This window comes from Aliihoeflea sp. 40Bstr573 (genome assembly GCF_024105655.1).
In the GTDB taxonomy this organism is placed as follows: domain Bacteria; phylum Pseudomonadota; class Alphaproteobacteria; order Rhizobiales; family Rhizobiaceae; genus Aliihoeflea.
The window spans coordinates 40,014-62,594 of sequence record NZ_JAAAMH010000017.1 but is presented as its reverse complement, the minus strand read 5'-3'; the positions used below and the strand labels follow the sequence as shown (position 1 = coordinate 62,594).

The 22,581-nt window shown below is 63.2% G+C and carries 25 protein-coding genes; 15 read left to right on the top strand and 10 right to left on the bottom strand.

Translation table 11 applies throughout. The features are described 5' to 3' along the window. Positions 1-90: 90 nt before the first annotated feature. From GTK01_RS17045 to GTK01_RS17030, 4 genes are read right to left on the bottom strand one after another with little or no spacing between them, the layout of a single operon-like run. Positions 91-510 (bottom strand): hypothetical protein, encoded by a 420-nt coding sequence (locus GTK01_RS17045; RefSeq protein WP_252928251.1) that lies wholly within the window; start codon positions 508-510, stop codon positions 91-93. A gap of 21 nt (positions 511-531) precedes the next feature. Further along, positions 532-855 carry a hypothetical protein gene (locus tag GTK01_RS17040; protein ID WP_252928249.1) on the bottom strand — a complete coding sequence of 108 codons (324 nt, stop codon included), beginning with the start codon at positions 853-855 and terminating at the stop codon, positions 532-534. 45 nt (positions 856-900) lie between these two features. After that, positions 901-1,566 carry an SMC-Scp complex subunit ScpB gene (locus GTK01_RS17035; RefSeq protein ID WP_252928247.1) on the bottom strand — a complete coding sequence of 222 codons (666 nt, stop codon included), beginning with the start codon at positions 1,564-1,566 and terminating at the stop codon, positions 901-903. A gap of 3 nt (positions 1,567-1,569) precedes the next feature. Then, the gene (locus tag GTK01_RS17030; protein ID WP_252928245.1) at positions 1,570-2,511 is read right to left on the bottom strand and encodes a DUF1403 family protein; all 942 of its coding nucleotides are present in this window, start codon (positions 2,509-2,511) and stop codon (positions 1,570-1,572) included. Between the two features lie 123 nt (positions 2,512-2,634). Here GTK01_RS17030 and GTK01_RS17025 point away from each other — a divergent pair, with 123 nt between their 5' ends. From GTK01_RS17025 to GTK01_RS17015, 3 genes are all read left to right on the top strand, one after another. Continuing rightward, positions 2,635-3,867 (top strand): site-specific integrase, encoded by a 1,233-nt coding sequence (locus GTK01_RS17025; RefSeq protein ID WP_252928243.1) that lies wholly within the window; start codon positions 2,635-2,637, stop codon positions 3,865-3,867. A gap of 298 nt (positions 3,868-4,165) precedes the next feature. Beyond that, positions 4,166-5,089, top strand: a complete 924-nt coding sequence (locus tag GTK01_RS17020; protein WP_252928241.1) for a recombinase family protein — start codon at positions 4,166-4,168, stop codon at positions 5,087-5,089. A gap of 96 nt (positions 5,090-5,185) precedes the next feature. After that, positions 5,186-5,395, top strand: coding sequence for a hypothetical protein (locus GTK01_RS17015; protein WP_252928239.1), 210 nt, complete (start codon positions 5,186-5,188; stop codon positions 5,393-5,395). Positions 5,396-5,458: 63 nt separating this feature from the next. Here GTK01_RS17015 and repC read toward each other — a convergent pair whose 3' ends face one another. From repC to repA, 3 genes are all read right to left on the bottom strand, one after another. Further along, positions 5,459-6,775, bottom strand: coding sequence for a plasmid replication protein RepC (gene repC / locus GTK01_RS17010; RefSeq protein WP_252928237.1), 1,317 nt, complete (start codon positions 6,773-6,775; stop codon positions 5,459-5,461). Positions 6,776-6,940: 165 nt separating this feature from the next. Beyond that, complete coding sequence (repB, locus tag GTK01_RS17005) at positions 6,941-7,951, bottom strand: plasmid partitioning protein RepB (protein ID WP_252928235.1); 1,011 nt, start codon at positions 7,949-7,951, stop codon at positions 6,941-6,943. A gap of 75 nt (positions 7,952-8,026) precedes the next feature. Next, a complete protein-coding gene (repA, locus tag GTK01_RS17000; protein WP_252928233.1) occupies positions 8,027-9,214 on the bottom strand; it encodes a plasmid partitioning protein RepA in 1,188 nt (395 codons plus the stop codon). Positions 9,215-9,694: 480 nt separating this feature from the next. On the opposite strand from repA, the gene trbB reads away from it, so the two are divergent. The 12 genes from trbB (at position 9,695) to GTK01_RS16940 (ending at position 19,967) form a co-directional block, all read left to right on the top strand. Next, the gene (gene trbB / locus GTK01_RS16995; RefSeq protein ID WP_252928232.1) at positions 9,695-10,666 is read left to right on the top strand and encodes a P-type conjugative transfer ATPase TrbB; all 972 of its coding nucleotides are present in this window, start codon (positions 9,695-9,697) and stop codon (positions 10,664-10,666) included. Then, a complete protein-coding gene (locus tag GTK01_RS16990; RefSeq protein ID WP_252928231.1) occupies positions 10,656-11,033 on the top strand; it encodes a TrbC/VirB2 family protein in 378 nt (125 codons plus the stop codon). Before trbB ends, GTK01_RS16990 begins: the two co-directional genes overlap by 11 nt. Then, positions 11,026-11,325 carry a conjugal transfer protein TrbD gene (locus GTK01_RS16985; RefSeq protein WP_252928229.1) on the top strand — a complete coding sequence of 100 codons (300 nt, stop codon included), beginning with the start codon at positions 11,026-11,028 and terminating at the stop codon, positions 11,323-11,325. Before GTK01_RS16990 ends, GTK01_RS16985 begins: the two co-directional genes overlap by 8 nt. A 5-nt stretch (positions 11,326-11,330) precedes the next feature. Further along, positions 11,331-13,778, top strand: coding sequence for a conjugal transfer protein TrbE (locus GTK01_RS16980; RefSeq protein ID WP_252928227.1), 2,448 nt, complete (start codon positions 11,331-11,333; stop codon positions 13,776-13,778). Continuing rightward, positions 13,750-14,550, top strand: coding sequence for a P-type conjugative transfer protein TrbJ (gene trbJ / locus GTK01_RS16975; RefSeq protein ID WP_252928225.1), 801 nt, complete (start codon positions 13,750-13,752; stop codon positions 14,548-14,550). The genes GTK01_RS16980 and trbJ overlap by 29 nt, the downstream gene beginning before the upstream one ends. Then, positions 14,547-14,756, top strand: coding sequence for an entry exclusion protein TrbK (trbK, locus tag GTK01_RS16970; RefSeq protein ID WP_252928222.1), 210 nt, complete (start codon positions 14,547-14,549; stop codon positions 14,754-14,756). The genes trbJ and trbK overlap by 4 nt, the downstream gene beginning before the upstream one ends. After that, on the top strand, positions 14,737-15,903 hold the full coding sequence (trbL, locus tag GTK01_RS16965) for a P-type conjugative transfer protein TrbL (protein WP_252928221.1): 1,167 nt from the start codon (positions 14,737-14,739) through the stop codon (positions 15,901-15,903). Before trbK ends, trbL begins: the two co-directional genes overlap by 20 nt. 2 nt (positions 15,904-15,905) lie before the next feature. Beyond that, positions 15,906-16,568 carry a conjugal transfer protein TrbF gene (locus GTK01_RS16960; RefSeq protein WP_252928259.1) on the top strand — a complete coding sequence of 221 codons (663 nt, stop codon included), beginning with the start codon at positions 15,906-15,908 and terminating at the stop codon, positions 16,566-16,568. Between the two features lie 20 nt (positions 16,569-16,588). After that, positions 16,589-17,413 (top strand): P-type conjugative transfer protein TrbG, encoded by an 825-nt coding sequence (trbG, locus tag GTK01_RS16955; protein WP_252928217.1) that lies wholly within the window; start codon positions 16,589-16,591, stop codon positions 17,411-17,413. 3 nt (positions 17,414-17,416) lie between these two features. Continuing rightward, positions 17,417-17,884 carry a conjugal transfer protein TrbH gene (gene trbH / locus GTK01_RS16950; RefSeq protein WP_223006676.1) on the top strand — a complete coding sequence of 156 codons (468 nt, stop codon included), beginning with the start codon at positions 17,417-17,419 and terminating at the stop codon, positions 17,882-17,884. After that, positions 17,881-19,182 (top strand): IncP-type conjugal transfer protein TrbI, encoded by a 1,302-nt coding sequence (gene trbI, locus GTK01_RS16945; protein ID WP_252928215.1) that lies wholly within the window; start codon positions 17,881-17,883, stop codon positions 19,180-19,182. The genes trbH and trbI overlap by 4 nt, the downstream gene beginning before the upstream one ends. A gap of 80 nt (positions 19,183-19,262) precedes the next feature. Then, the gene (locus tag GTK01_RS16940) at positions 19,263-19,967 is read left to right on the top strand and encodes an autoinducer binding domain-containing protein (RefSeq protein WP_252928213.1); all 705 of its coding nucleotides are present in this window, start codon (positions 19,263-19,265) and stop codon (positions 19,965-19,967) included. Between the two features lie 15 nt (positions 19,968-19,982). On the opposite strand, the gene GTK01_RS16935 is transcribed toward GTK01_RS16940, so the two are convergent. The 3 genes from GTK01_RS16935 to GTK01_RS16925 form a co-directional block, all read right to left on the bottom strand. After that, positions 19,983-20,375, bottom strand: a complete 393-nt coding sequence (locus tag GTK01_RS16935; RefSeq protein ID WP_256483922.1) for a transcriptional repressor TraM — start codon at positions 20,373-20,375, stop codon at positions 19,983-19,985. A 291-nt stretch (positions 20,376-20,666) separates the two neighbouring features. Then, complete coding sequence (locus GTK01_RS16930) at positions 20,667-21,326, bottom strand: acyl-homoserine-lactone synthase (RefSeq protein WP_252928210.1); 660 nt, start codon at positions 21,324-21,326, stop codon at positions 20,667-20,669. A gap of 83 nt (positions 21,327-21,409) precedes the next feature. Next, positions 21,410-22,159, bottom strand: a complete 750-nt coding sequence (locus GTK01_RS16925; protein WP_252928209.1) for a LuxR family transcriptional regulator — start codon at positions 22,157-22,159, stop codon at positions 21,410-21,412. Positions 22,160-22,581 lie beyond the last annotated feature (422 nt).

The window sequence follows — 22,581 nt, the reverse complement described above, 5'->3', positions numbered from 1 at the left end:
TGCAGAACATCAGATGCCCGAAGGCTTCCGGTCGCTCCGACTTCCGGCTCGGTTACGCCACGCCGCATGACGTTCACGCTCCGTTCGACCTTAGCGTGTCGCGGGGAACAGTTCTTGTTCCTGCCCCTTCAACGTGAGATCGCCAGAACACTCGCCTTTTTCCTGATTTATTTCCTCCAGCCAGGCACGATGTTTCTCGGTCGCAACTTTGGAAACAATGAACTCGCCGCCCTGCATGAGGCCAACGACCTCGAAAATCCCCTTGCCGAAGTGCCGATACATTGGAATGTCGTCATCCGGCCCCGAGCGGCCTATGACCAAGCCGCCCGGACGCGCATCGAGCATGCGTCCCTGCTCAAGCTCGACGAAGAATTCCTCAAACGTCAGCCGATGAGGAGCCTGGGTCGAACAGCCCGGGCACGTTTCCGCACTGAGCGGAATCGCGGCGCCACATGACTGGCAATCCGTTTCCGATCCGATTTGCAGCCGAAACTCTGCCATCTCGCCCAATCGCTTTGACCATACATCCCTTCATTTCTGAGTCGGATCGGATCGCCAACCGGATTTGAAGCTGCTGGCGATCGAACTCGCCGGCGAGGCAAATTGCGCAGGATCGTCCACCCAGAGCTTGGCCACCTGCACGAGCTGCTCTGTTTCCGTGCCCGGAAACTGGTACTTCTTGACGATATCGCCGATGAAGCGCTTGCTCGACGGCTGTCGCCCATCCCCGCCGTCGATGGGATCGATGTCGACATAGAGCCGCTCCGGTCCCTTCCTCCCCCTAAGCATCTGCGCATGGTTGGTATCGTCGTTGACCCATGTGTGGATCTTGTAGCCCTTGTACTCGATGATCATCCAAACCTCTTCTGAGACAGGCAGGCTCGTCGTGACCAAGCCAACTCAATTGAATTCGTCGTCGTCCGCAGCGGCGGTTTCGATCGTTGGCGGGATGTCTCCTGCTAGCAATTTCTCCTTGCTGAGCAGGCCGGCATCCTCGAGCGCTTCCATGTCGGGCAGGTCGCGGAGCATATCGAAACCGAAATGCGACAGGAATTCCTTCGTCGTCACATAGGTGTAGGGGGCGCCAAGCTGCGGGCTGCGCGGGCCAGCGGCGATGAAACCCAGCGCGCGCAAATGGCCGATCATGTCGCGGCTGATCTCCTTGCCGAAGAACTGGCCGAGCTCGCCGCGGGTGATCGGCTGGAAATAAGCGATGCACATCAGCACCAGCGCTTCGGACTGCGACAGTGCCGAGCCCCGCGCCCCGAGCCCGGTGGCGGCGCGGATTGCATCGCCAAAGCCCTTCTTGGTCCGGTGCTGCCAGCCGCCGGCGACGGCGACGAGCTCGTAGGGCCGGCCGCGCAGCTCGTCGCGGATGTCGTCGATGATCACGTCGAGGTTGCAGTCGCGGCCGACGACGCGGGCCAGCACGTCGCGGCCGACCGGTTCGGGCGAGGCGAAGATGACCGCCTCGACGCGGCCCATCCACTCGCGCCAGCGCAGCTCTGCCGGTAGATCGGCGAGCTCGGCATCGAAGGCTTCCGGAGATCGCGCGCGCCGGACCATGATTCAGAGCCCGTACAGCCGGAAGGTGGGCCGGCCGGTGAGCTCGCGCACGGCGCTTAGGCTCACCAGGCGCTCGAACAGCCGCCGGCTCGAGCGGTCGCTCGCCGCCTTGCCGGTCTTGGCCGGCTGCGCGTCCTCGCACAGCATGATCGCAACCATCATGTCGGCGTCCTTGCCGCGCAGCTGCGGCGCCGCAGCAAGGAGCTTTTCGGCACGCCGCGCGAGATCGGCGTAGAGGTCGGCCGCCGCCGCGGCACCGCGCGCATAGGCGAGATTGCAGGCCGCGCGCCAGGGACTGGCGCCATCGACGTGCGCCACGGCATGACGGAGGTCGCCGCGCTTCAGATGCGCCGCCAGCAACGGCACCGGCACCGGCCACTTCAGCCGGTGCGCCAGCACCGCGTCGGCAAGCCACAGCGCCAGCGGCCGGCAGTCCGGCCGGAACCGCAGGCTTGTGGCCGCAACGGCCGCGGCAGCGCCGACCGGGCTCCCCTGCCCTCTCATCTGATCGGCCGCGAAGGCGATCGTGTCCTGCAGGGCCTCGTCGAAGCGGGGCGCCAGCAGCGCGGCGAGATTGAGCTCCCAGTCCGCCGTGCGCATGATCGAGCGTTCGCCAAGCCAACGCCATGCCTTGAGGAGGCGGCCGGCGGGGCCGGGATCGTCGCCGTCGCGGCGATGATACCAGTGGTCGCGCAGCATGCTCTCGTCTTCCGTCCGCCCTTCCTGGCGCGCCAGGGCCGCGGCGCAGGCGAGCGCCAGGCGCTGGCGCCAGAGGTTGCCGATCGGGTGCTCGTCGCGGGCGATCGGATTGAGGGCGGCGAGCGCCGCGCCCGCGAGAAAATCCGCATCTTCAACGGCTTCGCCGGACGCGGGCGGCCGCGCCCAGCCGGGGAAGGGTGGGAAGCTCGGAGGGGGGTCCGGAATGATTCGCGCGCGCGAGGCCATGCCGGAGCGTAGCCGAGCGCGGCGGTTTGCGCCAGTATCCTCGCTGCAAACCGCCGCGCCTGTCGTGGATCAATAACGAACGATAAAATTGCATTATCCGTCGTTTGTGTCTTTATATTGAGAATGGCTCGAATCGTCGATCAAATCCTCGAAAATCGTACTCGGCACCGCTCCACTCGATCACAGGAAACGGCGCCGGGTGTCGACCAGATCGCGCCGGCGAGCTCGACCGACCCTGACGAGCCGATCGCCGACGACCTGCCCGACATCGTCGACGTGGTCATGGAGATGGGCCGCGCGCCGGAAGAGCCGGCGGCGGAAGCCCAGGCCCCCTCCCCTCCTCTTCCGGTCGTCTCGACCCCGCGCCTGCCGGCGCATCTTGACGCGTTGGCCGATCGCGCCCGCGATTATGTCGAGGCGGCGAGCTCAGCAAATACCCGCCGCGCCTACGCATCGGACTGGAAGCAGTTTGCCCGTTGGTGCCGTCGGCAGGGCGTCGAGATGTTTCCGCCCGATCCCCAGGTGGTCGGGCTCTACATCACCGCCTGCGCTTCGGGAAAGGCGACCGGCGACAAGACGCCGAACTCGGTGTCGACGATCGAGCGCCGGCTCTCCGCGCTGACGTGGAACTATGCCCAGCGCGGCCAGCCGCTCGACAGGAAGGACCGCCACATCGCCACCGTCATGGCCGGTATCCGCAACAAGCACGCCGCCCCACCTCGGCAGAAGGAAGCGGTTTTGCCCGAGGACCTGATCGGCATGCTGGAAACGCTCGACCGCGGCACCCTGCGAGGCTTGCGCGACCGCGCCATGCTGCTTCTGGGCTTTGCCGGCGGCCTGCGCCGCTCCGAGGTGGTCGGCCTAGACTGCGGCCGAGACCAAACCGAGGATTCGTCGGGCTGGGTGGAGATCCTCGACAAGGGCATGCTGTTGCGCTTGCGCGGCAAGACCGGCTGGCGCGAGGTCGAAGTCGGACGCGGCTCGTCCGACACCACCTGCCCGGTCGTCGCTCTGGAGACATGGCTCAAGCTCGCGCGCATCGCCCACGGCCCTCTCTTCCGACGTGTCACCGGCCAGGGCAAGGCGGTCGGCGTCAATCGACTCAACGACCAGGAAGTCGCCCGCCTCGTCAAACGGACCGCGCTGGCGGCCGGCGTCCGTGGAGATCTGCCCGAAGGCCAACGCGGAATGATGTTTGCCGGTCATTCGCTCCGCGCCGGCCTGGCGTCCTCGGCCGAGGTCGACGAGCGTTTCGTCCAGAAGCAGCTGGGACACTCGAGCGCCGAGATGACCCGCAAGTATCAGCGCCGGCGCGACCGGTTCCGCGTCAATCTCACCAAGGCGTCGGGGCTGTAGAAAGGCCCCCTCCCCCGCTTTCGGCCGCCGGATAGCGGCTCGGGAGGGGGGATTTTCACCTTAGCGCTTCAATTGAAATCGGGAAGTAAAACCGACAACCATATAGAAGCCGCCACGCCCCCCGGACTGAACTGAGGGACGATTGGCGCGGCTCAGATCGACGAGAATGCCCGTTTTTGCGGGCCGCCGCGCTCCGCTCGATCGAAACAAGTGCCTCAAGAGACGTTTACAAATGATCGATTATCCGTATCTTCTATGTTTGTAAATTCGCCTTCAACACGGCTCTCAGGCTCTCCAAATGGCCAAAACACCGCCCAATCCCTCTTCCCGTCGACCACAGGGCCGGCTTATCGGCTATGCGCGCGTCTCCACGGACGAGCAGGCGACGGAAGCGCAGGAGATGGAACTGAGGTCGGCCGGATGCGACACAATCATCCAGGAGCATGGTTCCGGCGCCTCGCGGACCCGCCCTGCCCTCGCCCGGCTTGTGCGCGAGATCGGCGCCGGCGACACCCTCGTTGTCGTTCGCCTCGACCGCCTGGCGCGCTCGGTGAGCCACCTGCTCAATGTCATCGAGGAGCTGACGTCTAAAGGCGCCTATTTCCGCTCGCTGAGCGATCCCATCGATACCACGACGCCGCAGGGGATGTTTTCGCTGCAGGTCCTTGGCGCCGTCGCCCAGCTGGAACGGGCTCTTAACTCGGAGCGGACGAAAGCAGGCGTCAAAGCCGCCAAGGCAAAAGGTCGGCTACCAGGCAATCCTGGGGTTCGGGAACGTCGGCCGGAGATGCTGGCCAAGATGACGGCTGCTCAGAAGGCGGCCTACGGCGCGCGCATCCAGTCCACTGCCAATCAATGGCTTCCGATCGTCCGGCGAATGCGACCGGACGACACCTGGGACGACATCTCGCGCGTCCTCAAGCAACGCGGCTTCGATTGGACCCCTGAGCGCCTGCGGCGCGCGGTGAAGTGGATGGTCAGCGAAGGCATGGCCGACAAGTCGCTTCTGAGAAAGTCGCCGCCACGACCGCCCGAGGACCGCCTGATGACGCTTGTGGCGGGGATCCATTCCTCCAATCCGGAGCTCACCTTGCGCGAAATCGCAAACCAGCTCGAGCGCCTTCATGAGCGCACGCCGCGGGGCGGTACGAGGTGGGCGCCCTCTTCCGTCAAGAATCTTCTCGACCGGGCAAAACGCAGCGGCCTGCTCGAGGCAGCCTGAGCACGGAAGCCGGAATGACGTTGGGGCGCGAACGCGGTACAGATCGCGGGTGCCGACCGTCGCCAGCATACGCCAACGAACCCGGAGAGCGCTGCAATGGAAACGATGACCGTCAACAGCCGGGACGACTTCGCGCAATGGGCGATCGCGCGGGCCCAATCGATCCTGGAGGACCAAGGTTCGGATCTCGCTACAGCGGTCCGGAACGAAGACGAACGACGGATCGGTGAAACCGCGAACGCTCTTGGCCAAGCGATCGTCGACGCACTGCTCGAGGCATTCGACGGGCTTGTCGACGGCGACTGAGCACAGAGTTTCTGCCGAAGGATGGCCGGAGGAAATAAGGCAGTTCGGCTCATCGAGGCACCCTCAGCTTCTCGGGCGTTCCAGTGACCGCAGCAGCGCGTCCGAGACCTCCAAACGCTCGCCTGCCTTGTTCCCATCGCTTTGCGGCTCCGTAGGCTTTTCGGCGGAAGACCGGCGGGCATCTAGCTTGGCGCGCAAAAGCGCCATTACCATCGGCCAGGTGGAGAATTTGCCCTCCCTCGCCTTGTCCGTCAGGCTGCGCAGGTAACCGCCAGCGCTGTTGATCTGGTCGGTGCGCTGCAGGATCGCCGCGAGCGTAATCGCGGCCTGAACCTCGCCCATGGCCTCGCAGGCTTCTCGCCAGGCGCTGGGGCTGACCCCAAGCAGTGGCCGGGCCACCTCCGCGGCCGCCAGAAAGTCCCGCCAGTGGCGTATCTCGCCCCCTGGCACCAAATCCTTCACGTCCGGGCAAGCATCAAGCACGATCCCCAAGGGCAACTCTCGCTTCGGCAAGCTCCGCAGGTTGTCGTTTTCCGCGGCGCTGCCGCCCGCTTCATTCTCTTTTCGAGAGCCCTCTTCAGATTCAGATATGGAGTCTGGGTTTGAATTCTGTATGTGGCGACCAGAATGGGACTCATTGGCATCCGGATTCTGTGTTTTTGCGAATGATTCCAGTATCTCGAGGATCTCCGTGTAGAGACCGTGGAGATCGCAGCAGATATCCTCAATGAGTTGCCGGGGGGCCGATCGCGGCAAGCGGCTGACAATCGCCTGGTAGGTCTGCTGTACCCTGCCCCAATTGCCCGGAACGTTCTCCTCGATGCCCGTCTCGATGAGCTTGACGACGTCGCGGCGCAGCAGCGTGAGACGTTCCTTGGCAAGCCGAAAGGCATTCTTTTCGGCCCGAACCGCGTCCGCCAGTTCCTCGAACTCCTCCGCTCGGGCAACGATCGGGGACAGATCGAACCCATATGCCTGCTCGACCTGCCCTCCTCTGCCCTTGCGGGCATAGCGTTTGCCGTTCGGACTATCGCGACGAATGATCAGCCCGCAGTCGACCAGGACGGCCAGGTGCCGCCGCAGCGTTGTCGCCGGCATTCCGTTTGCACGGGCCATGAGCTGCTCGTTCGACGGCCAGACAATCAGTTCACCGTCGCCCGAGAGCTCCGCTTCCGGATGGAACGAGAGCAGGGCGTTGAGAATGGCGAGTCCGCGGTCCGTGGCGCCGATCAGATCGCGTGCCTCCCGGATCGAATGGAACACTTTCCATTTCTGGACCTGCGCGCCTTCCGGCACGGTCTTCGCCACAGCCTGGCTTGCCATCATGCCAAGCGACATCGTTCGCCGCCCAAAGGGTGTCGTTGGGGTATGCGTCTGCATTTCTCTTCACCTATCGCTAGGCAAAAGAAACCTGCTCGCCGAATTGGCGCTCAAACCGACCTGAATGGTCTTGACTATGATTCGCGGAAGTGGGATTCTCTCAGTCGCCAAACTTAAAGAGAAGGTCTTCCGGAATGCCGTTTCGGGGGCCTTTTTCTTTTGCGCTCAATCTCCGTTTGTGGTTGCTCGTTTTTCCCGACGGAAAGCCTCATACAACTCGCTGAGATTTTCCGAGAGGTAGTCACCGAACGCTGTTGCGTCGGTCCCCTTCGCCTTCAGGGCGATGGTGAATTTCTTGCCACTGGCCACCATCTCCGCGGTAACACGCCCATCAGACGGCGCCCAAGTGCGTTTAGATGGTGCCGGCGCGGCACGGCGCCGTGGCTTTGAGGCTTTCAGCTTCGCGACGATAGCTTCGAACCGCGCTTCGCTTGGCATCCCTTGAAAATCGGAATTCGACGTCAGAGCCAGGGCAGCGTCGACATTGCCCGGCTTGCCGAGGAGGAGCTTGAGTTCGTACCAGCGATCACGACCGACGGCTTTGGCGCGGCCGATCGCTTCGAGCAGGTCCTTGGGTATCGACGCGACAGAGAGCATCTTCGAAAGTGTCGGCCGATCGACACCGATCGCGGCGAGGGCGGTCGCGTTGTCCTCGTCGAATTTCCGTTGAACGATGTCGGCGGCAAACAGCGCTTTCTCGATGAAGGACGTGTTCGCTCGTGCGTTGTTTTCCTGTCCCTGGGCGATCACATGGTCGCGCTCGGAGATCTCTTTAATGACAGCGCGAAGCTTGACACCAAGCTCCTTAGCGGCGCGCCAGCGGAGGCGACCGAAGACAAGCATGTATCGGCCGGACCGCTCGGGATGAGGGCGAAGGAGGGCCGGGGAGTTCTGACCGGAACTGCGGATCGACTCCAGCACCTGGGCGTAGTCGGCCTCGTAGTCTTCCTGATCAACGTTGAGCCGGTCGTTGGCGAAGGATTGGTCCACCAAGTCGGGGTCAACCTCGATTATCGTCTCGCCCTCGAGCAGCTTGCCTGCCTGCGCTGCCATTTCGTCGATCGAGCTTATAAGCGAGCGTGATGCACCCTTGAAGGCGTAGTCTCGCGCGACCGGGCGCTCGGCGGGAACGTTGCCGTTGTCCATAATGCTCGCAAAGGGATTTTTCCGCGCCATTTGACTAGCACCCCCTTATCCGACTTATGCGCTTGAAACCGCGTACTTTTTTGGCGGTTTTGACGGCAGTCAACATCACAGCCGCCCCCATGCCTGGTGAATCAGTCCCTGAATCTCGAAGTTCACGGCATCCATGCTGTCGATTGCACGATCGTAAGTATCCCGATTGAAGTTCGATCGCTCGACCTCATAGAGCGTCTGCTTGGTGAGGCCGGCGTCGGAAATCGCCGTGGATTTGAGCATCGGGTTCTTCAGGATTTCCTCGGCAAGCATCGACTGCATGAAGCCGACCATCTGCGCCTGGGGAATGTCCGTGGGTTCGTATCGGGTGATGAGATAGCGCAGCCAGTCCAGCTGGACGTGCGCGCCAGCATTCTTGATCGACTTCATGATGTTGCCCAGCATCAGCAGAAACTGACTCATGGACATCAGGTCCAGCATCTGCGGATGGACTGTAATTAGAACCGACGTGGCGGCCGAGAGTGCCGAGAGCGTCAGGTAGCCAAGCTGAGGAGGGCAATCGATGACCACGACGTCATAGCGGTCACTGACCGAATCCAACGCCTTGGCGACCCTTGTGAAGAACCGCTTTCCTTCTTGAGACGGAGACTGCATCGCAAGCGGCGTCTCGTACTCATATTCCTGCAGTTCAAGGTTCGCAGGGATGATGTCGAGCAACGGGAAATTCGTCTTGCGAATAACGTCTTCGACGGGCGCCGCATCCTCATATCGGATCGCATCGTAGAGCGAGGGGTTCTTGTCGAGCTCGGGCTGGAAGCCATGGAGGGCCGATAGCGAAGCCTGCGGATCGAGATCCACCGTCAGGACCCTGTGACCCGTGAGCGCAAGGTGCTGCGCCAAATGTGCCGTGGTGGTGGTCTTTCCCGACCCGCCTTTGAAATTGACGACCGCAATGACCTGCAGCTTTTCGCCGGGTTTGCGGTAGGGCACATACTTCTTGGAATCCGATCGCCCGTGCTTATCGAGATAGTCCCGCAGCTCGGTCATCTGCTCGGCCGAGTAAAAGCGCCGTCCGCCGGCAACGACGAACGGCTCGGGGCCTTTCTTTTCGAGATGGAGGCGTTTCAGATTGTTTGGACTGATCCCGAGATAATGGGCGACCTCGGCCATCGAGAACCGCCGAAGCGTCTTCTGCCCTTCGGTCGGAAACTTCTCGACCCTCAGTTGGTCGAGCTTGCGCGAGATCTCGGCCCCTTGGGCGAGGATCTTGTCGTCAAACTCAAAACTTGGGAGAAATGCCATCTCCGCTTTGTCCCCCGAACGAGAAAATAGCGCCATATTCAGCCATTCGGCCAATCTGGCGCCAGTATGAGCGATTCCCGTTCTCTGGCAAGCGATTTTAGGTTAACAGAAGGTTGCCAGAAGGGCGACCAAGAACGGCGGAAGCCGTGACTTTGGCGGCCTTTTCCCTTTTCTCTCAGTCACTTAACAACTTTGCCCGATGATACCTGGAGCAAATCCTGGCCCGGCAGAATTGCCGGGGCCGAACCCGGCCGTTGGGCCCGGGGAAACCAAATATCCTCCAATCCGCCGTCCGGAACCCGACTCACCCCAACCAAACCCGGCAATTCTGCCGGGCTGACGGAACGTAGTTATCCATGATCGATAGGCCCGTCGATCGCATTTGTAGGACGGAAACATGCCATGGAGACGAGAGCGGTGCAGAGCCGCTCGATACGAGACATCTGCGTCTAGCGAGGTCCAGTTTGTGGAAGTTGCCGGATGAGCCGGGCGCGATCGCACGACCGGCTCGTGCGCAAACTGCAGGACGCGCTCGGCGAGGCGATCTGCGGGGCACTCGAGGATCCGCTGGTCGTCGAGATCATGCTCAATCCCGATGGCCGGCTGTTCGTTGAACGGTTGGGGCAGGGGGTCGGGCCCATTGGTGAGCTCGCGCCCGGCGCAGCCGAAATCATTATCGGCAGCGTGGCCCATGCGCTGCAGACCGAGGTGGATGCGAGCCAGCCGATCATCTCGGGCGAACTCCCGATCGGCGGGCACCGCTTCGAGGGTCTGCTCCCACCAATCGTCGCTGCGCCCACGTTCACCATTCGAAGGCGGGCATCCCGGCTCATTCCGCTCGAGGAATATGTGCGCGCAGGAATCATGACTCACCGCCAGGCAACCGTGCTGCGGAGCGCCGTTGCCTCGCGCATGAACATCGTGATCAGCGGCGGAACCGGATCGGGCAAGACTACGCTTGCCAACGCAGTGATTGCTGAGATCGTCGCCCGGTCGCCCGATGACCGTCTGGTCATCCTGGAAGACACCGCGGAAATCCAGTGCGCCGCCGAGAACGCGGTTGCCCTTCATACCAGCGACACAGTGGACATGGCCCGGCTTCTCAAGAGCACGATGCGGCTGAGGCCGGACCGGATCATTGTCGGCGAGGTTCGCGACGGTGCCGCGCTCACCCTCATCAAGGCATGGAATACCGGCCACCCGGGCGGCGTGACGACTATTCATGCCGACAGCACCATCTCCGCGCTTCGCCGCCTCGAGCAATTGACCGCAGAGGTCAGCCAGCAGCCGATGCGAGAAGTGATCGGTGAAGCCGTCGACCTCGTCGTTTCGATCGAACGCGCCGGCCACGGGCGGCGGGTGCGTGATGTCATGTATGTCACCGGCTTCGACGGCGCGCGCTACGCGACAGATCACCATCCCCAGATCGACGAGGAAAGTCATGCCGCGTAACAGCCGCGCTCTGGCCGCCATCCCGGTTGCGGCAACGCTCCTACTTGTCGCTCTTGCAACGCCGGCGCTCGCCTCAAGTGGCGGCGGTCTGCCCTGGGAGGGGCCGCTCCAGCAGATACAGCAATCGATCACCGGTCCGGTTGCGGGGTTCATCGCGCTGGCCGCCGTTGCGGTCGCAGGCGGCATGCTCATCTTTGGCGGAGAGCTCAACGATTTCGCGCGCCGGCTGATGTATGTCGTGTTGGTCGCCGGCATCCTCCTCGGCGCCACGCAGATCGTTGGCCTATTCGGCGCGAGCGGCGCCTCGATCGGCTATCCGGCCGACGAGGCGCCGCCGGCCGGGGCAGGGGAGGGGAGCGATGGCTGAGCCAGGCGTTGCTCTCACACGATCCCGCATCCATCGGGCGCTTTCGCGCCCGAACCATTTGATGGGGGCCGATCGGGAGCTGGTGTTGCTGACCGGTCTTGCCGCGGTGATCCTGATCTTCGTGGTCCTGACGTGGTTTTCCGTGCTGCTCGGGATCGCTATCTGGACCGCCGCGTTGGCTGCGCTTCGCATGATGGCCAAAGCCGATCCGATGATGCGGCAGGTCTATCTGCGCCATATTCGCTACCGCGCGGGCTACCGTCCGACCGCCTCACCATGGCGGAGGCCCTGACTGGAATGGTCGCGCTTCGTCAGTTCCGCAACACCCGGCCGTCCTTCTCCGACCTTCTGCCCTATGCGGGCCTGGTCGACGACGGCGTGATCCTGCTCAAGGATGGGTCGGTGATGGCCGGCTGGTATTTTGCCGGCCCGGACTCGGAAAGCTCGACCAATCTCGAGCGCAATGAGGTGTCGAGGCAGATCAACACGATTCTGTCCCGGTTCGGCTCGGGCTGGATGATCCAGGTCGAGGCGGTGCGCATCCCCACCGTCGCCTATCCCGCACGCGAGGACTGTCATTTCCCTGAGCTTGTGACACGCGCGATCGACAACGAACGCCGGGCGCATTTCGAGGCCGAAAGCGGGCATTACGAGAGCCAGCACGCGATCATTCTCACTTACCGGCCGCCCGAACGACGGCGGTCGGGCCTCGCACGCTATGTCTATTCTGACAGTGACAGCCGCTCGGAGACCTACGCCGATGTGGTCCTGGAGACCTTCCGCACGTCTATCCGCGAGTTCGAACAGTATCTGGCCAATGTGCTTTCGATCCGGCGCATGGTGACGCGCACGGTCGCCGACCCTGAGACCGGCCGCGAGATCCAGTACGATGAACTCTTCCAGTTCATCCGGTTCTGCATCGTGGGAGAGAGCCATCCGGTTCGACTGCCGGCGATCCCGATGTATCTCGACTGGCTGGCCACGGCCGAGTTCCACCATGGCCTCTCGCCGGTGGTCGACGGGCGGTATCTGGCCGTCGTCGCGATCGACGGGCTTCCGGCCGAGAGCTGGCCGGGCATTCTCAATTCGCTCGACCTGATGCCGCTCACTTACCGGTGGTCGAGCCGCTTCATTTTCCTCGACGACCAGGAAGCGCGTGCAAAGCTCGAACGCACCCGCAAGAAATGGCAGCAGAAGGTGCGGCCGTTCTTCGACCAGCTTTTCCAGACCCAGAGCCGCGCGGTCGACCAGGACGCCATGACGATGGTCGCCGAGGCCGAGGACGCCATTGCCGAGGCCTCTTCCCAGCTCGTCGCCTTTGGCTATTACACACCGGTGATCGTCCTCTTCGATACCGACGACGCGCGGTTGCGCGACCAGGCCGAGGCGGTGCGCCGGCTTGTCCAGGCCGAAGGGTTCGGCGCGCGCATCGAGACACTCAATGCGACCGAAGCCTATCTCGGCAGCCTGCCGGGCATCACCTATGCCAATGTCCGCGAACCGCTCGTCAACACGCGCAATCTGGCGGACCTCATTCCTCTCAACTCGGTCTGGTCAGGCAGCACGACCGCGCCGTGCCCGTTCTATCCGACCGGATCCCCACCCTTGATGCAGGTCGCTTCGGGCTCGACGCCCTTCCGGCTGAACCTTCATGTCGACGATGTAGGGCATACGCTCGTGTTCGGTCCGACCGGTTCGGGCAAGTCGACATTGCTCGCGCTGATTGCGGCCCAGTTTCGCCGCTACGAGAACGCGCAGATCTTCGCCTTCGACAAGGGCCTGTCCCTGCGCCCGCTCACGATCGCCGCGGAGGGCGATCATTATGAGGTCGGGGCAGGGGAGGGGACTTCCCTGTCGTTCTGCCCGCTGGCCGAGTTGTCGACCGAGGGAGATCGGGCCTGGGCAAGCGAATGGATCGAGACGCTGATCGCTATGCAAGGTGTTGCGATCACACCAGATCATCGCAACGCGATCTCGCGGCAGGTCGGCCTCATGGCGTCGGCGCGCGGCCGCTCGCTCTCGGATTTCGTGAGCGGGGTGCAGATGCGCGAAATCAAGGACGCGCTCCACCATTACACGGTCGACGGGCCGATGGGGCAACTTCTCGACGCCGAGGAAGACGGGCTGGCGCTCGGCGCGTTCCAGACCTTTGAAATCGAGGAGCTGATGAACATGGGCGAGCGCAATCTCGTGCCCGTGCTCCTCTATCTCTTCCGCAGGATCGAAAAACGCCTGACGGGCGCGCCCAGTCTCATTGTTCTCGACGAGGCCTGGCTAATGCTCGGCCATCCCACCTTCAGGGACAAGATCAGGGAGTGGCTCAAGGTGCTGCGCAAGGCGAACTGCGCGGTGCTTCTGGCGACACAGTCGATATCCGACGCCGAACGGTCGGGCATCATCGACGTGCTCAAGGAAAGCTGTCCGACCAAGATCTGCCTGCCGAACGGCGCCGCGCGAGAGCCGGGCACGCGCGAATTCTATGAGCGCATCGGCTTCAACGAGCGCCAGATCGAGATCGTCGCGACGGCAACGCCGAAGCGCGAATACTACGTCGCAAGCCCCGAGGGCAGGCGGCTATTCGACATGGCGCTTGGCCCGGTCGCGCTCGCCTTCGCTGGCGCCTCGGGCAAGGAAGACCTCAATCGCATCGATCAGCTGCACAAGGATCATGGTCCGGACTGGCCGGCTGCGTGGCTTTTGGAAAGGGGTATAGGCAATGCCGAAGCCATTCTCACACGCGATTAGGATCACCGCCGCCTCGGTGGTGAGCGCCTGCCTGGCTTTCACGGGCCCGGCGCATGCCGGCGCGGTCACGGGGAACGCAACCGAATGGACGCAGCTGCTCAACAACGCCGAGCTGGTGGGGCTCACAGGCCAGTCGGCCGAGCAGATCCAGAACCAGATGACGCAGATCACGCAACTTTCCGAGCAAATCCAGAACCAGATCCGCATCTACGAGAACATGCTGCAGAACACGTTGCAGCTGCCCGATCACATCTGGGGGCAGGTCGAAAGCGACCTCATGCAACTCCAGAGCCTCGTCAACCAGGGCGAGGGCATCGCCTTTGCGATGGGCAATATCGACGACGTTCTCAAGCAACGCTTCGAGAGCTTCGCCGAGTTCGAGACGGGGCTCGCGAACGGCGAGGATTTTTCCTCGAGCTATCAGTCATGGTCGGACACCAACCGCGAGACGATTTCGGCGACGCTGCGGGCGGCCGGGCTGACGGCCGATCAGTTCGCCAGTGAAGAGGCGACGATGAGCCAACTTCGCTCGATGTCGCAGAGCTCCGTCGGACAGATGCAGGCGCTTCAGGTCGGCCATCAGATTGCCGCGCAACAGGTGGCGCAGACGCAGAAACTGCGCGGCCTCGTCTCCCAGCAGATCACGATGATGGCGACCTGGCATCAATCCGAGCAGGCCGCAAAGGATCTCGCGCAGACACGTCGAGAGGACTTTTTCAACTCGAACGCGCCGTCGACATCGGGCGGCCAGGTCATGGAGCCGCGCTGGTGACGAGAACACTTATCATCGTGGCGGCGGCCACTGTCATTGTCGGAATCGCTGTTGCGATCTGGGTCGTCCCGAACCTTGGCGGGGAACCGGACCGGGCACGCAGAGTCCTCGACAGACCGACTGAGTATGACACCACCGGCGGGCAGGAGATGCGGCCGCGCTGGGGCAACGGAGAGGGGCAGGGCGATGAGGCCCCCGAGAACTAAACTCGCCCTTGCCGTATTCCTCGGGGCCCTGCTTCTTCTCCAGCCCGCCCTTGCACAGGATGGCTCGCTCCTCACGACGCTGGAAAACGAGGTCGCGGACGCCGCGCAGGGTTGGGAGACGACCGTCATGCAGGCGGCCCGCTCGCTGTTCTGGATCCTTGCCGGCATCGAGGTTGGCATCGCTGCGGTCTGGCTGGCCCTCGGTGCGGCATCGCTCGACACGTGGTTCGCCGAGCTGGTGCGGCGCATCATGTTCATCGGCCTGTTCGTCTTCATCCTTGAGCAGGGACCGGACTTCGCACGGGCAATGGTCGACAGCCTGTTCCAGATCGGCGCAGGGGGCGGATCGGCCTCACCGGCGAACGTCTTCAATGCCGGCCTGCAGGTCGCCAGCCAGATGTCGGAGAAAGCGCAGTTCGGGCTGTTCGAGGACAACGCGCTGGCGATCGCGGCGGTGTTCGCCATGGTGATCGTCGTCATTGCCTTCAGCCTGGTGGCCGCGATCTTCGTGGCCGTGATGGCCGAGATGTATGTCGGGCTGCTCGCCGGGATGATCATGCTGGGTCTCGGCGGCTCGAGCTTCACCAAGGACTTCGCCGTCCGGTATCTCGTCTATGCGTTCTCGGTCGGCATGAAGCTGATGGCGCTGGTGATGATCGCGCGCATCGGTTCTGAAGTCCTCATCAATCTCGCCAACTCCCCCTCGGGCGCCGACGAGTTTCTCTCCACGCTGGCGATCGGCGGCATTTCCGTCGTGGTGTTCGTCATCGCCATGTACGTACCCAACATCGTCCAGGGTGTCGTGCAGGGGGTATCGGTGACCGGCGGCATGGAGACGATCCGCCACGGCGGCCAGGCCGCAACCATGGCCGCCGGCAGCGCCGCGCTGGCCTGGGGCGGCGCGAGGGCAGGGGCCTCGGCCTATTCCGATGCACGGGCCGCTGGCAGCTCGTTCGGAGCCGCGGCGCTCAAAGGCATGACCAGCGGCGCGACGGCAGCCGGCTCCGCGCTCGCCTCGGCCGGGCGGGACAAGGCGATCGGCGTTCCCGGCACCTGGGGGGCATCGACGCTCGGCCTTGCCAATTCCAAGCTCGATCAGAGCCAGGGCCGCCCCACCACCAGAAAATCAGCAGACGACAAGGCGTGACCATGGCCGCAAAGAGCCCACCGGAAAATCCCTACCTTGCCGCACGCCAGGAATGGAACGAGCGCTACGGCTCGTATGTGAAAGCGGCCGCGTCCTGGCGCATCGTCGGCGTGACGGGGATGCTGATGGCGGTGATTGGCTTCTCCTATGCGCTTTATCAGAGCACGCAGGTGCAGCTGGTGCCCTACATCGTGGAAGTCGATCGGCTCGGCACGGCGGTGAGCGCCGGCTTCCCGCAACAGATCGAATATGCCGACCCTCGCGTCGTGCGTGCCACGCTTGGCAGCTTCGTAAGCAATTTCCGTTCGGTCACGCCCGATGCCGTGGTCCAGAAGCAATATATCGACCGCACCTATGCGCACTTGCGCGCCGCCGATCCGGCGACCGAGAAGGTCAACGCCTGGTTTCGGGGCAACTCTCCGTTCGACCGCGCCCGCACGATGACGGTGGCCATCGAGGTCACGAACATCGTGCCGCTTTCCAACCAGAGCTACCAGGTCGACTGGACGGAATATGAGCGCGACCGGCAGGGCAGGGAACAGGACGTAAAGCGGTTTCGGGGCGTCGCCACGGTCACCCTGACGCCGCCCCAGGACGAGGCAGTCATCCGCCTCAACCCGATCGGCCTTTACCTCAGAGATTTCGACTGGACGGCGCAGCTGTGAGTGCCCGGAGGATCCCTTTCATGAACATACCCAGACTCCGGAGCGCAGCATTCTGCACCGGGCTTGTTTTCTCGACAATTGCAGTGCCGGCCCTGGCACAGCCCCTGAGTGTCAACGAACAGCGTGGCACGAGCCTCTCCAGCCAGTGGCAGCAAGGGCAGGGGGTCGTGACGCGCGGCCCCGACGGTAAGGTCATCTTCCTCTTCGGCCAGGTTCAGCCATCGGTGGTCTGCTCGCCGCTGCAGGTGTGCGACATCGAACTCCAGCCGGGCGAAATCGTGCGCGACGTGCTGCTCGGCGACACTGTGCGCTGGAAGGTCGAACCGGCGACGTCGGGCGCGCCGGGCAGCCAGGCAGTGCATCTGATCGTCAAACCATCGGAACCCGGCCTCGTCACCTCGATGGTGGTGACGACCTCGCGGCGCACCTACCACATCCAGCTCAAGTCCCATCAGACGAATTACATGGCGCGGGTGGGTTTCGAATATCCCGAAGACGTCAATGCCCGCTTTGCCGAGATTGCCACGCGCATGGAGGCGAGCATCGTGCCCGGCGCAGGCGTGCCGGCCGAGCAACTCAATTTCTCGTTTCGTGTGAGCGGAACGGCGCGGTGGCGGCCGACCCGCATCTACAGCGACGGCCAGAAAACCTACATCCAGTTCCCCTCGTCGCTGTCAGGCCAGGATGCGCCGGTGCTGTTCGTGATTTCCGGCGGCGAGAACCGGATCGTCAACTACCGCATGAACGGCACCATGATGGTGGTCGACTACTACGTCGACAGCGCGATCCTGGTCTCGGGCGTCGGACGCTCCCAGGAGAAAGTCACGATCAGGCGGGGAGGGTAGGAGATGCACAAGTCTATTCTCCAACCTCGCCTGGTGGTTTTCGTCCTGTTCGCGGCCCTGTTGGCCGGGTGCCAGACCCTGGGCGGGGCGGGTCTAGTCACGAGTTCTGCGACCGCAGAGCTCACTCCGGAGGCGGCGTCCTCGATCGCAGGGGACATGGTCGGGCGATTTGCCGAGCAGGTTGGTCCAGGCACGACGACGATCCAGCTTGAGCCGGACGGCTCCATATTCGGCGAGGCGCTCGAGTCTTCGCTGAAGGGTTGGGGCTATGCCGTCGCCACGGACCAGACGACAGAGGGCACGGCTACCGTTCCCCTCGCCTACGTCGTCGACGCATTCGAGGGTAGCATCCTGGTCCGGTTGTCGACCCGAACACTCGACCTCACGCGCATGTACCAGATGGGCGGAGAGGGGGCGACGCCGATCTCTCCACTTTCGGTCATGCAGCGCGCGGCAAGAGAACCGTCATGACCGAGAGTCTCAAGCTCGGTGGCTCCGATCTGACTGGCGGGCCGCGAATCCGGCGCCTCAATCGCCTGCCGATCGTCGTAGCGATCATGCTGGTGGTGCTCTTTCTGGCCGCGATTTTCTATGGCCTGTCCTCGCGCGGCATTCGCCTGGGCGATGACGATGCAGCGTTCACACCTGGCTCCCGCCCGGCCTCGACGCATGCCGACCAGCTCAAGGAGGGTGTCCCGGACGGCATCATCGGCGAACCGGCGCAACCGCAACCGCAACCGATTCCGATTGAGCCGGCGGAGCCAGAGGAAAACCCGTTCATGCCGGAGCCACCGGATGCGTCCACGGCCGAACAGCAACGGGCGGCTCTGGAGCCCGAAGAGATATGGCGAGCCAGACTTGAGCGAGAGCAAGAAGAACAGCTCATGCGCGAGCTCCACCGTCAGCGCATGGCGCGCTATCAAGCCAATGACGCGGCGTTCGATTCCCCGATCGCCGTTTCGCTGGGCGGCTTTTCGGCTGACGCCAACGACGGCAGAGCCACGGTGCCTGGCCAATCGCAATCGTCGACAACGCGGCCGCAGAGCGCGCTTGACCTATACGCCGCGGCCATGGAGGCGGGGCTTGGTGGCGCCAGGGACGCGAACGGGCAAGCGGCCAAGGAGCGCTTCTTCAATCAGGACATCCGGGACCTTGGTTACCTTCCCAATCCCGTCGTCGGCCAGATTTCGCCCTATGAGCTCAAGCGCGGGTCGGTCATCCCGGCCACGCTGATTACGGGCATCAATTCGGACCTTCCCGGGCGGATTACGGCTCAGGTCTCGCAGAATGTCTATGACAGCGCGACGGGTCGGCACCTTCTCATCCCGCAGGGATCGAAGCTCTTCGGCCGCTACGATTCCGAGGTCACATTCGGGCAGGACGGCGTACTTGTCATCTGGACCGATCTCATCTTTCCGAACGGATCGACGCTGCAGATCGGCGGCATGGCGGGGACCGATGCCGCAGGCTACGGTGGCTTCCGGGATCAGGTCGACAACCATTATCTGCGCACGTTCGGATCGGCGATCCTCGTCGCCCTGATCGGGGCCGGGACCGAAATGATGCTGCCGCAGGACCGCAACAGCTTCGGCACGGCCAACAGTGCCGAGGACGCCGCCCGGCGCTCCTTCGCCGAAACCTTCGGGCAGATCTCCGAGCAGACGGTCTCGCGCAACCTCAATGTCCAGCCGACACTCGAGATCCGTCCAGGCTACCGGTTCAATGTCCTGGTCGACCAGGACGTCGTCTTCCCCGGGTCGTATCGATAGCTATGACCCCTTTCGTTTTCAACGCACCGTGCAGAAGGGTCGCCTTCTGTCGCACGGCTTGCCATTGGACCCGCCCACCATTGAACGCCAATCTGCTCAATCTCATCGACAGGCTTTCGCTGCCGCTCGACGAGCGTGCGGCCCGTCGGTCTTTGCGGGATTTCGCGGAAGATACGGGCTTCGACTTCTTCGCCTACCTCTATCTTCGCGGTCCCGAGAGTTTTGCGGTCTCGAACTACCCGCGCGCGTGGCAGGAGCTCTATGTGCAACGGGAGTTCATTTGGGTCGATCCGGTGGTGACCAAGGCAAAGCACGGACCGCCGTTGTTCTCATGGTCGGCGGATGAGGCGAGGCGCAACGGGCGGCGGGACGTGATCAGGTTCTGCGTTGAGGCGGAGCGGTTCGGCATCAGGTCCGGGATCTCCATCTCGATTCCTGTCGGATTCAGGGACCGCATGGTGTTTACGCTCGCGAGCGGGAGGGCTGTATCGACGCTGAGCGAGGACATCGATCCGGTGACCGCTGCGGTTGCGGTCGCTTTCGTGCACTCGCGGTTGGGAGCGGCGAGCGGAGACGTGTCGCTTGCCTCCGGCATCCGGCTCTCACCGCGCGAGGCGGAGTGCCTGCGCTGGTTCGCGGAAGGGATGGCGATGCAGGACATCGCGCACATGCTGGACATCTCGTATCGGTCGGTGCGGTCCTACATCGACACCGCTACAAGCAAACTTGGCGCCGCGAACAACCGACAGGCAGGCACTATTGCCACGCGAATCGGGCTGATCTAATCACGACCAAGCCGGCTAATTGAGTACCGGGCGCTGTCCGTCGACCTCGGGCACGAATCCGAGACGTTCGATCACCAGGCTCACTATTAGATGCTGGGCGTGGAGGTTGAGCATGGCGATCCAATAGTCGTGCCCCAGATGCCCCAGATGCCCCAGATGCCCCAGATGCCCCAGATGCCCCAGATGCCCCAGATGCCCCAGATGCTCGTCTCTCGAACCGGCGGCGTCAAGCCGGCTGACCTCCTCGAATAGCTCCTGTGCTTTCTGGAGCCGGCTCCTGTTCTCCCGGATAACCGCGACGGCCACCTGCTTCAGCTCGTTCTCTGACAGCTCAGCCAGGAGAGCCTGAATGACACTGGATGTCGCCGCCCGGCCGGGTCCTATGTCGACGTCTGGTTTCCTTCGCATGCAATCCCTGCGGCTTGGTTCGCGGTGCGCCCCCGCGAACGATAAGATCTCGACCCCAAGCCGGGGGTTAGAAAACCGCCACAGACGGTCCCTACGACCTTTAGCACGAGTGCCTGGACATACGCCGCAGGCCCCCGGCCGATGGCCAGAGGATCCTTTGGTGTCGCGATAGCCGACACCTGCTCTGTGGTGGGGTTTCTAAGCCCCAAGGCGGCGCGTACCGCCTCGGGGCCGTTATAGGACATGATTGCCGCGTCGACCAGAGAACCATTTGACAAAAGCGGTGGTCAATCAGACGTGGCGGGGACCCGGAATCTGCTGCGGCTCAAAGGTCGCCAGCACAGGCGCGAGAAGCCTGCCTGCTTCCCCCAATCGCTCTCGCATGTCGTCCGACATGTCGAACACGCCGGCATAGGTCATCGTCCTACCGATGCGGGTCGGAGTTCCGATGATCTCGAAGGCGCAGTCGATCGAGCGAAAGATCCGAGCCATCCGCGCGTCGAAGACCGACACAACGTGCTCGATGCCGGCACGCTGGCAAACCTCGACGATGCCGCAAAGAAGCTCGATCGTTGTGCGGTTCACGACATGGTTGGCTTCCGCACGTTCGCATGCGTTGAGCGCGGCAGGATTTACGGCGAACCGGGAGCTTTCCCAGATGAGGGGGCTCGCCGGCGCCCCACCCGGCACAAGAACCGGAAAGACGTCACGCAGCATATTCGGGCCGGTGGTCGGCAGCAGTCGGACCGCCCCCTGCAGCGCCCCGGTCCGGTCGTCGAGCGAAAGTAGGTAGAGGGGATCTTCGGCGTCGAAGCGGTCGATCTCCCTGCCATCGGTGACGGCGACGTCCCATTCGAGCCGGTCGGCGAAGACCGCTGCTCGCATCCGAAACATTTCATCGATCAGGGTGGAGTGACGCTCGCGTTCCGCGCCTTCGACGATGGTGATCATGGTGTTGCTCCTTGCGTTTGTTGAAAACGCTGAAGCAACTAACCCCCGGGAGAAGGACCCTAAATCCGGTGTATCTGCCGGATTTACGGTATTTGGCTGAGCAGACTAGCCTTGCCGGCTTTGTTCACCGCATGGGTGTTGTTGGCAGCTCCGAGCTTATGTCTGGCGCTCTCGAGGTAGCAGCGCACCGTGTGCTCCGACAAACCCAGGATGATAGCGGTTTCCCACGCCGTCTTCCCCTCGGCGACCCACAACAAACATTCCCGCTCGCGCGGAGACAGGCTGGCGGTCTCCACTCTCTGGCCCTCCAGCCGCAGGATGGCCTGATGCATATGGAGGGCCAGCATTTGGAAGTCGCGCATGTAGTAGAGGCGTAAGTGTCTCCAGTCCCGATCGCTGGCGTCGCTCGTGATCGAGACCAAGGCCCTGTCACCATGCTGGCCGTGGACGGGAAGAGAGATGCCGCGGCGGCCGAGTCCGAACTCAGCGGCCTCACCGAACAGACGCCGCACGTTCTTGTCTCTCCGATCGAAGGTATCCCAGTCGATCGGCAGCATGCGTCGCATGCCGATCTGCACAGCAGGATCAACATCGACGAAGCGCTGGGCCTTGTAGTGATCGACCCAGTCGTCCGAATAGGTTACCGCGAGGTATGGACCTTGCCCAGGCTGCGCCGCGAGCCCAGAGCCCAGATAAGCGACGGACTTCAGTCCATAAATCTCGAGTAGCCTGCACAAGAGCGCGGGAATCCGAGTCGCTTCTGCGATCTCCTCTAGGTTTGCGAGCAGTTCGAACAGTTCTAGATCATCGTCATGTCGATCGCGCCGTCTCATGCTCAATGCTCCTCCTGCAGTGCTGTAGTGCGTACGACCGCTGATCGTTGATCAAGGAAGACTGGACCAAGCGACATTCCTGCCCCGTGATGCACGAGGATTCTATGCCGGCCCCAAGGCAACTTCTGAGGCCCAACCGAGAGGAACCCAAGAAAGGAGCCGCAATGCTCAACCATCGAATCTCCTCGTAACCGCCGCAGCGGCGACAATCACGCGGCCAGCCACCGTTCGGGCGCCCGAACCGCTCACGTTCTGGGGCTGCTGGCCGCGCCTCCATCGTGCTCGTCCAGGCCGTAGCGAACGGTACGCTCGAAGCGATCGCCCGTCGGTCGCATTCAAGACCTGGCCTACGCCCGACGAAATGGCGCCGGGATCAGCTCCGGCTCAATGAAGGCGATCATTGTCCCGAGCTATGTGGTCGC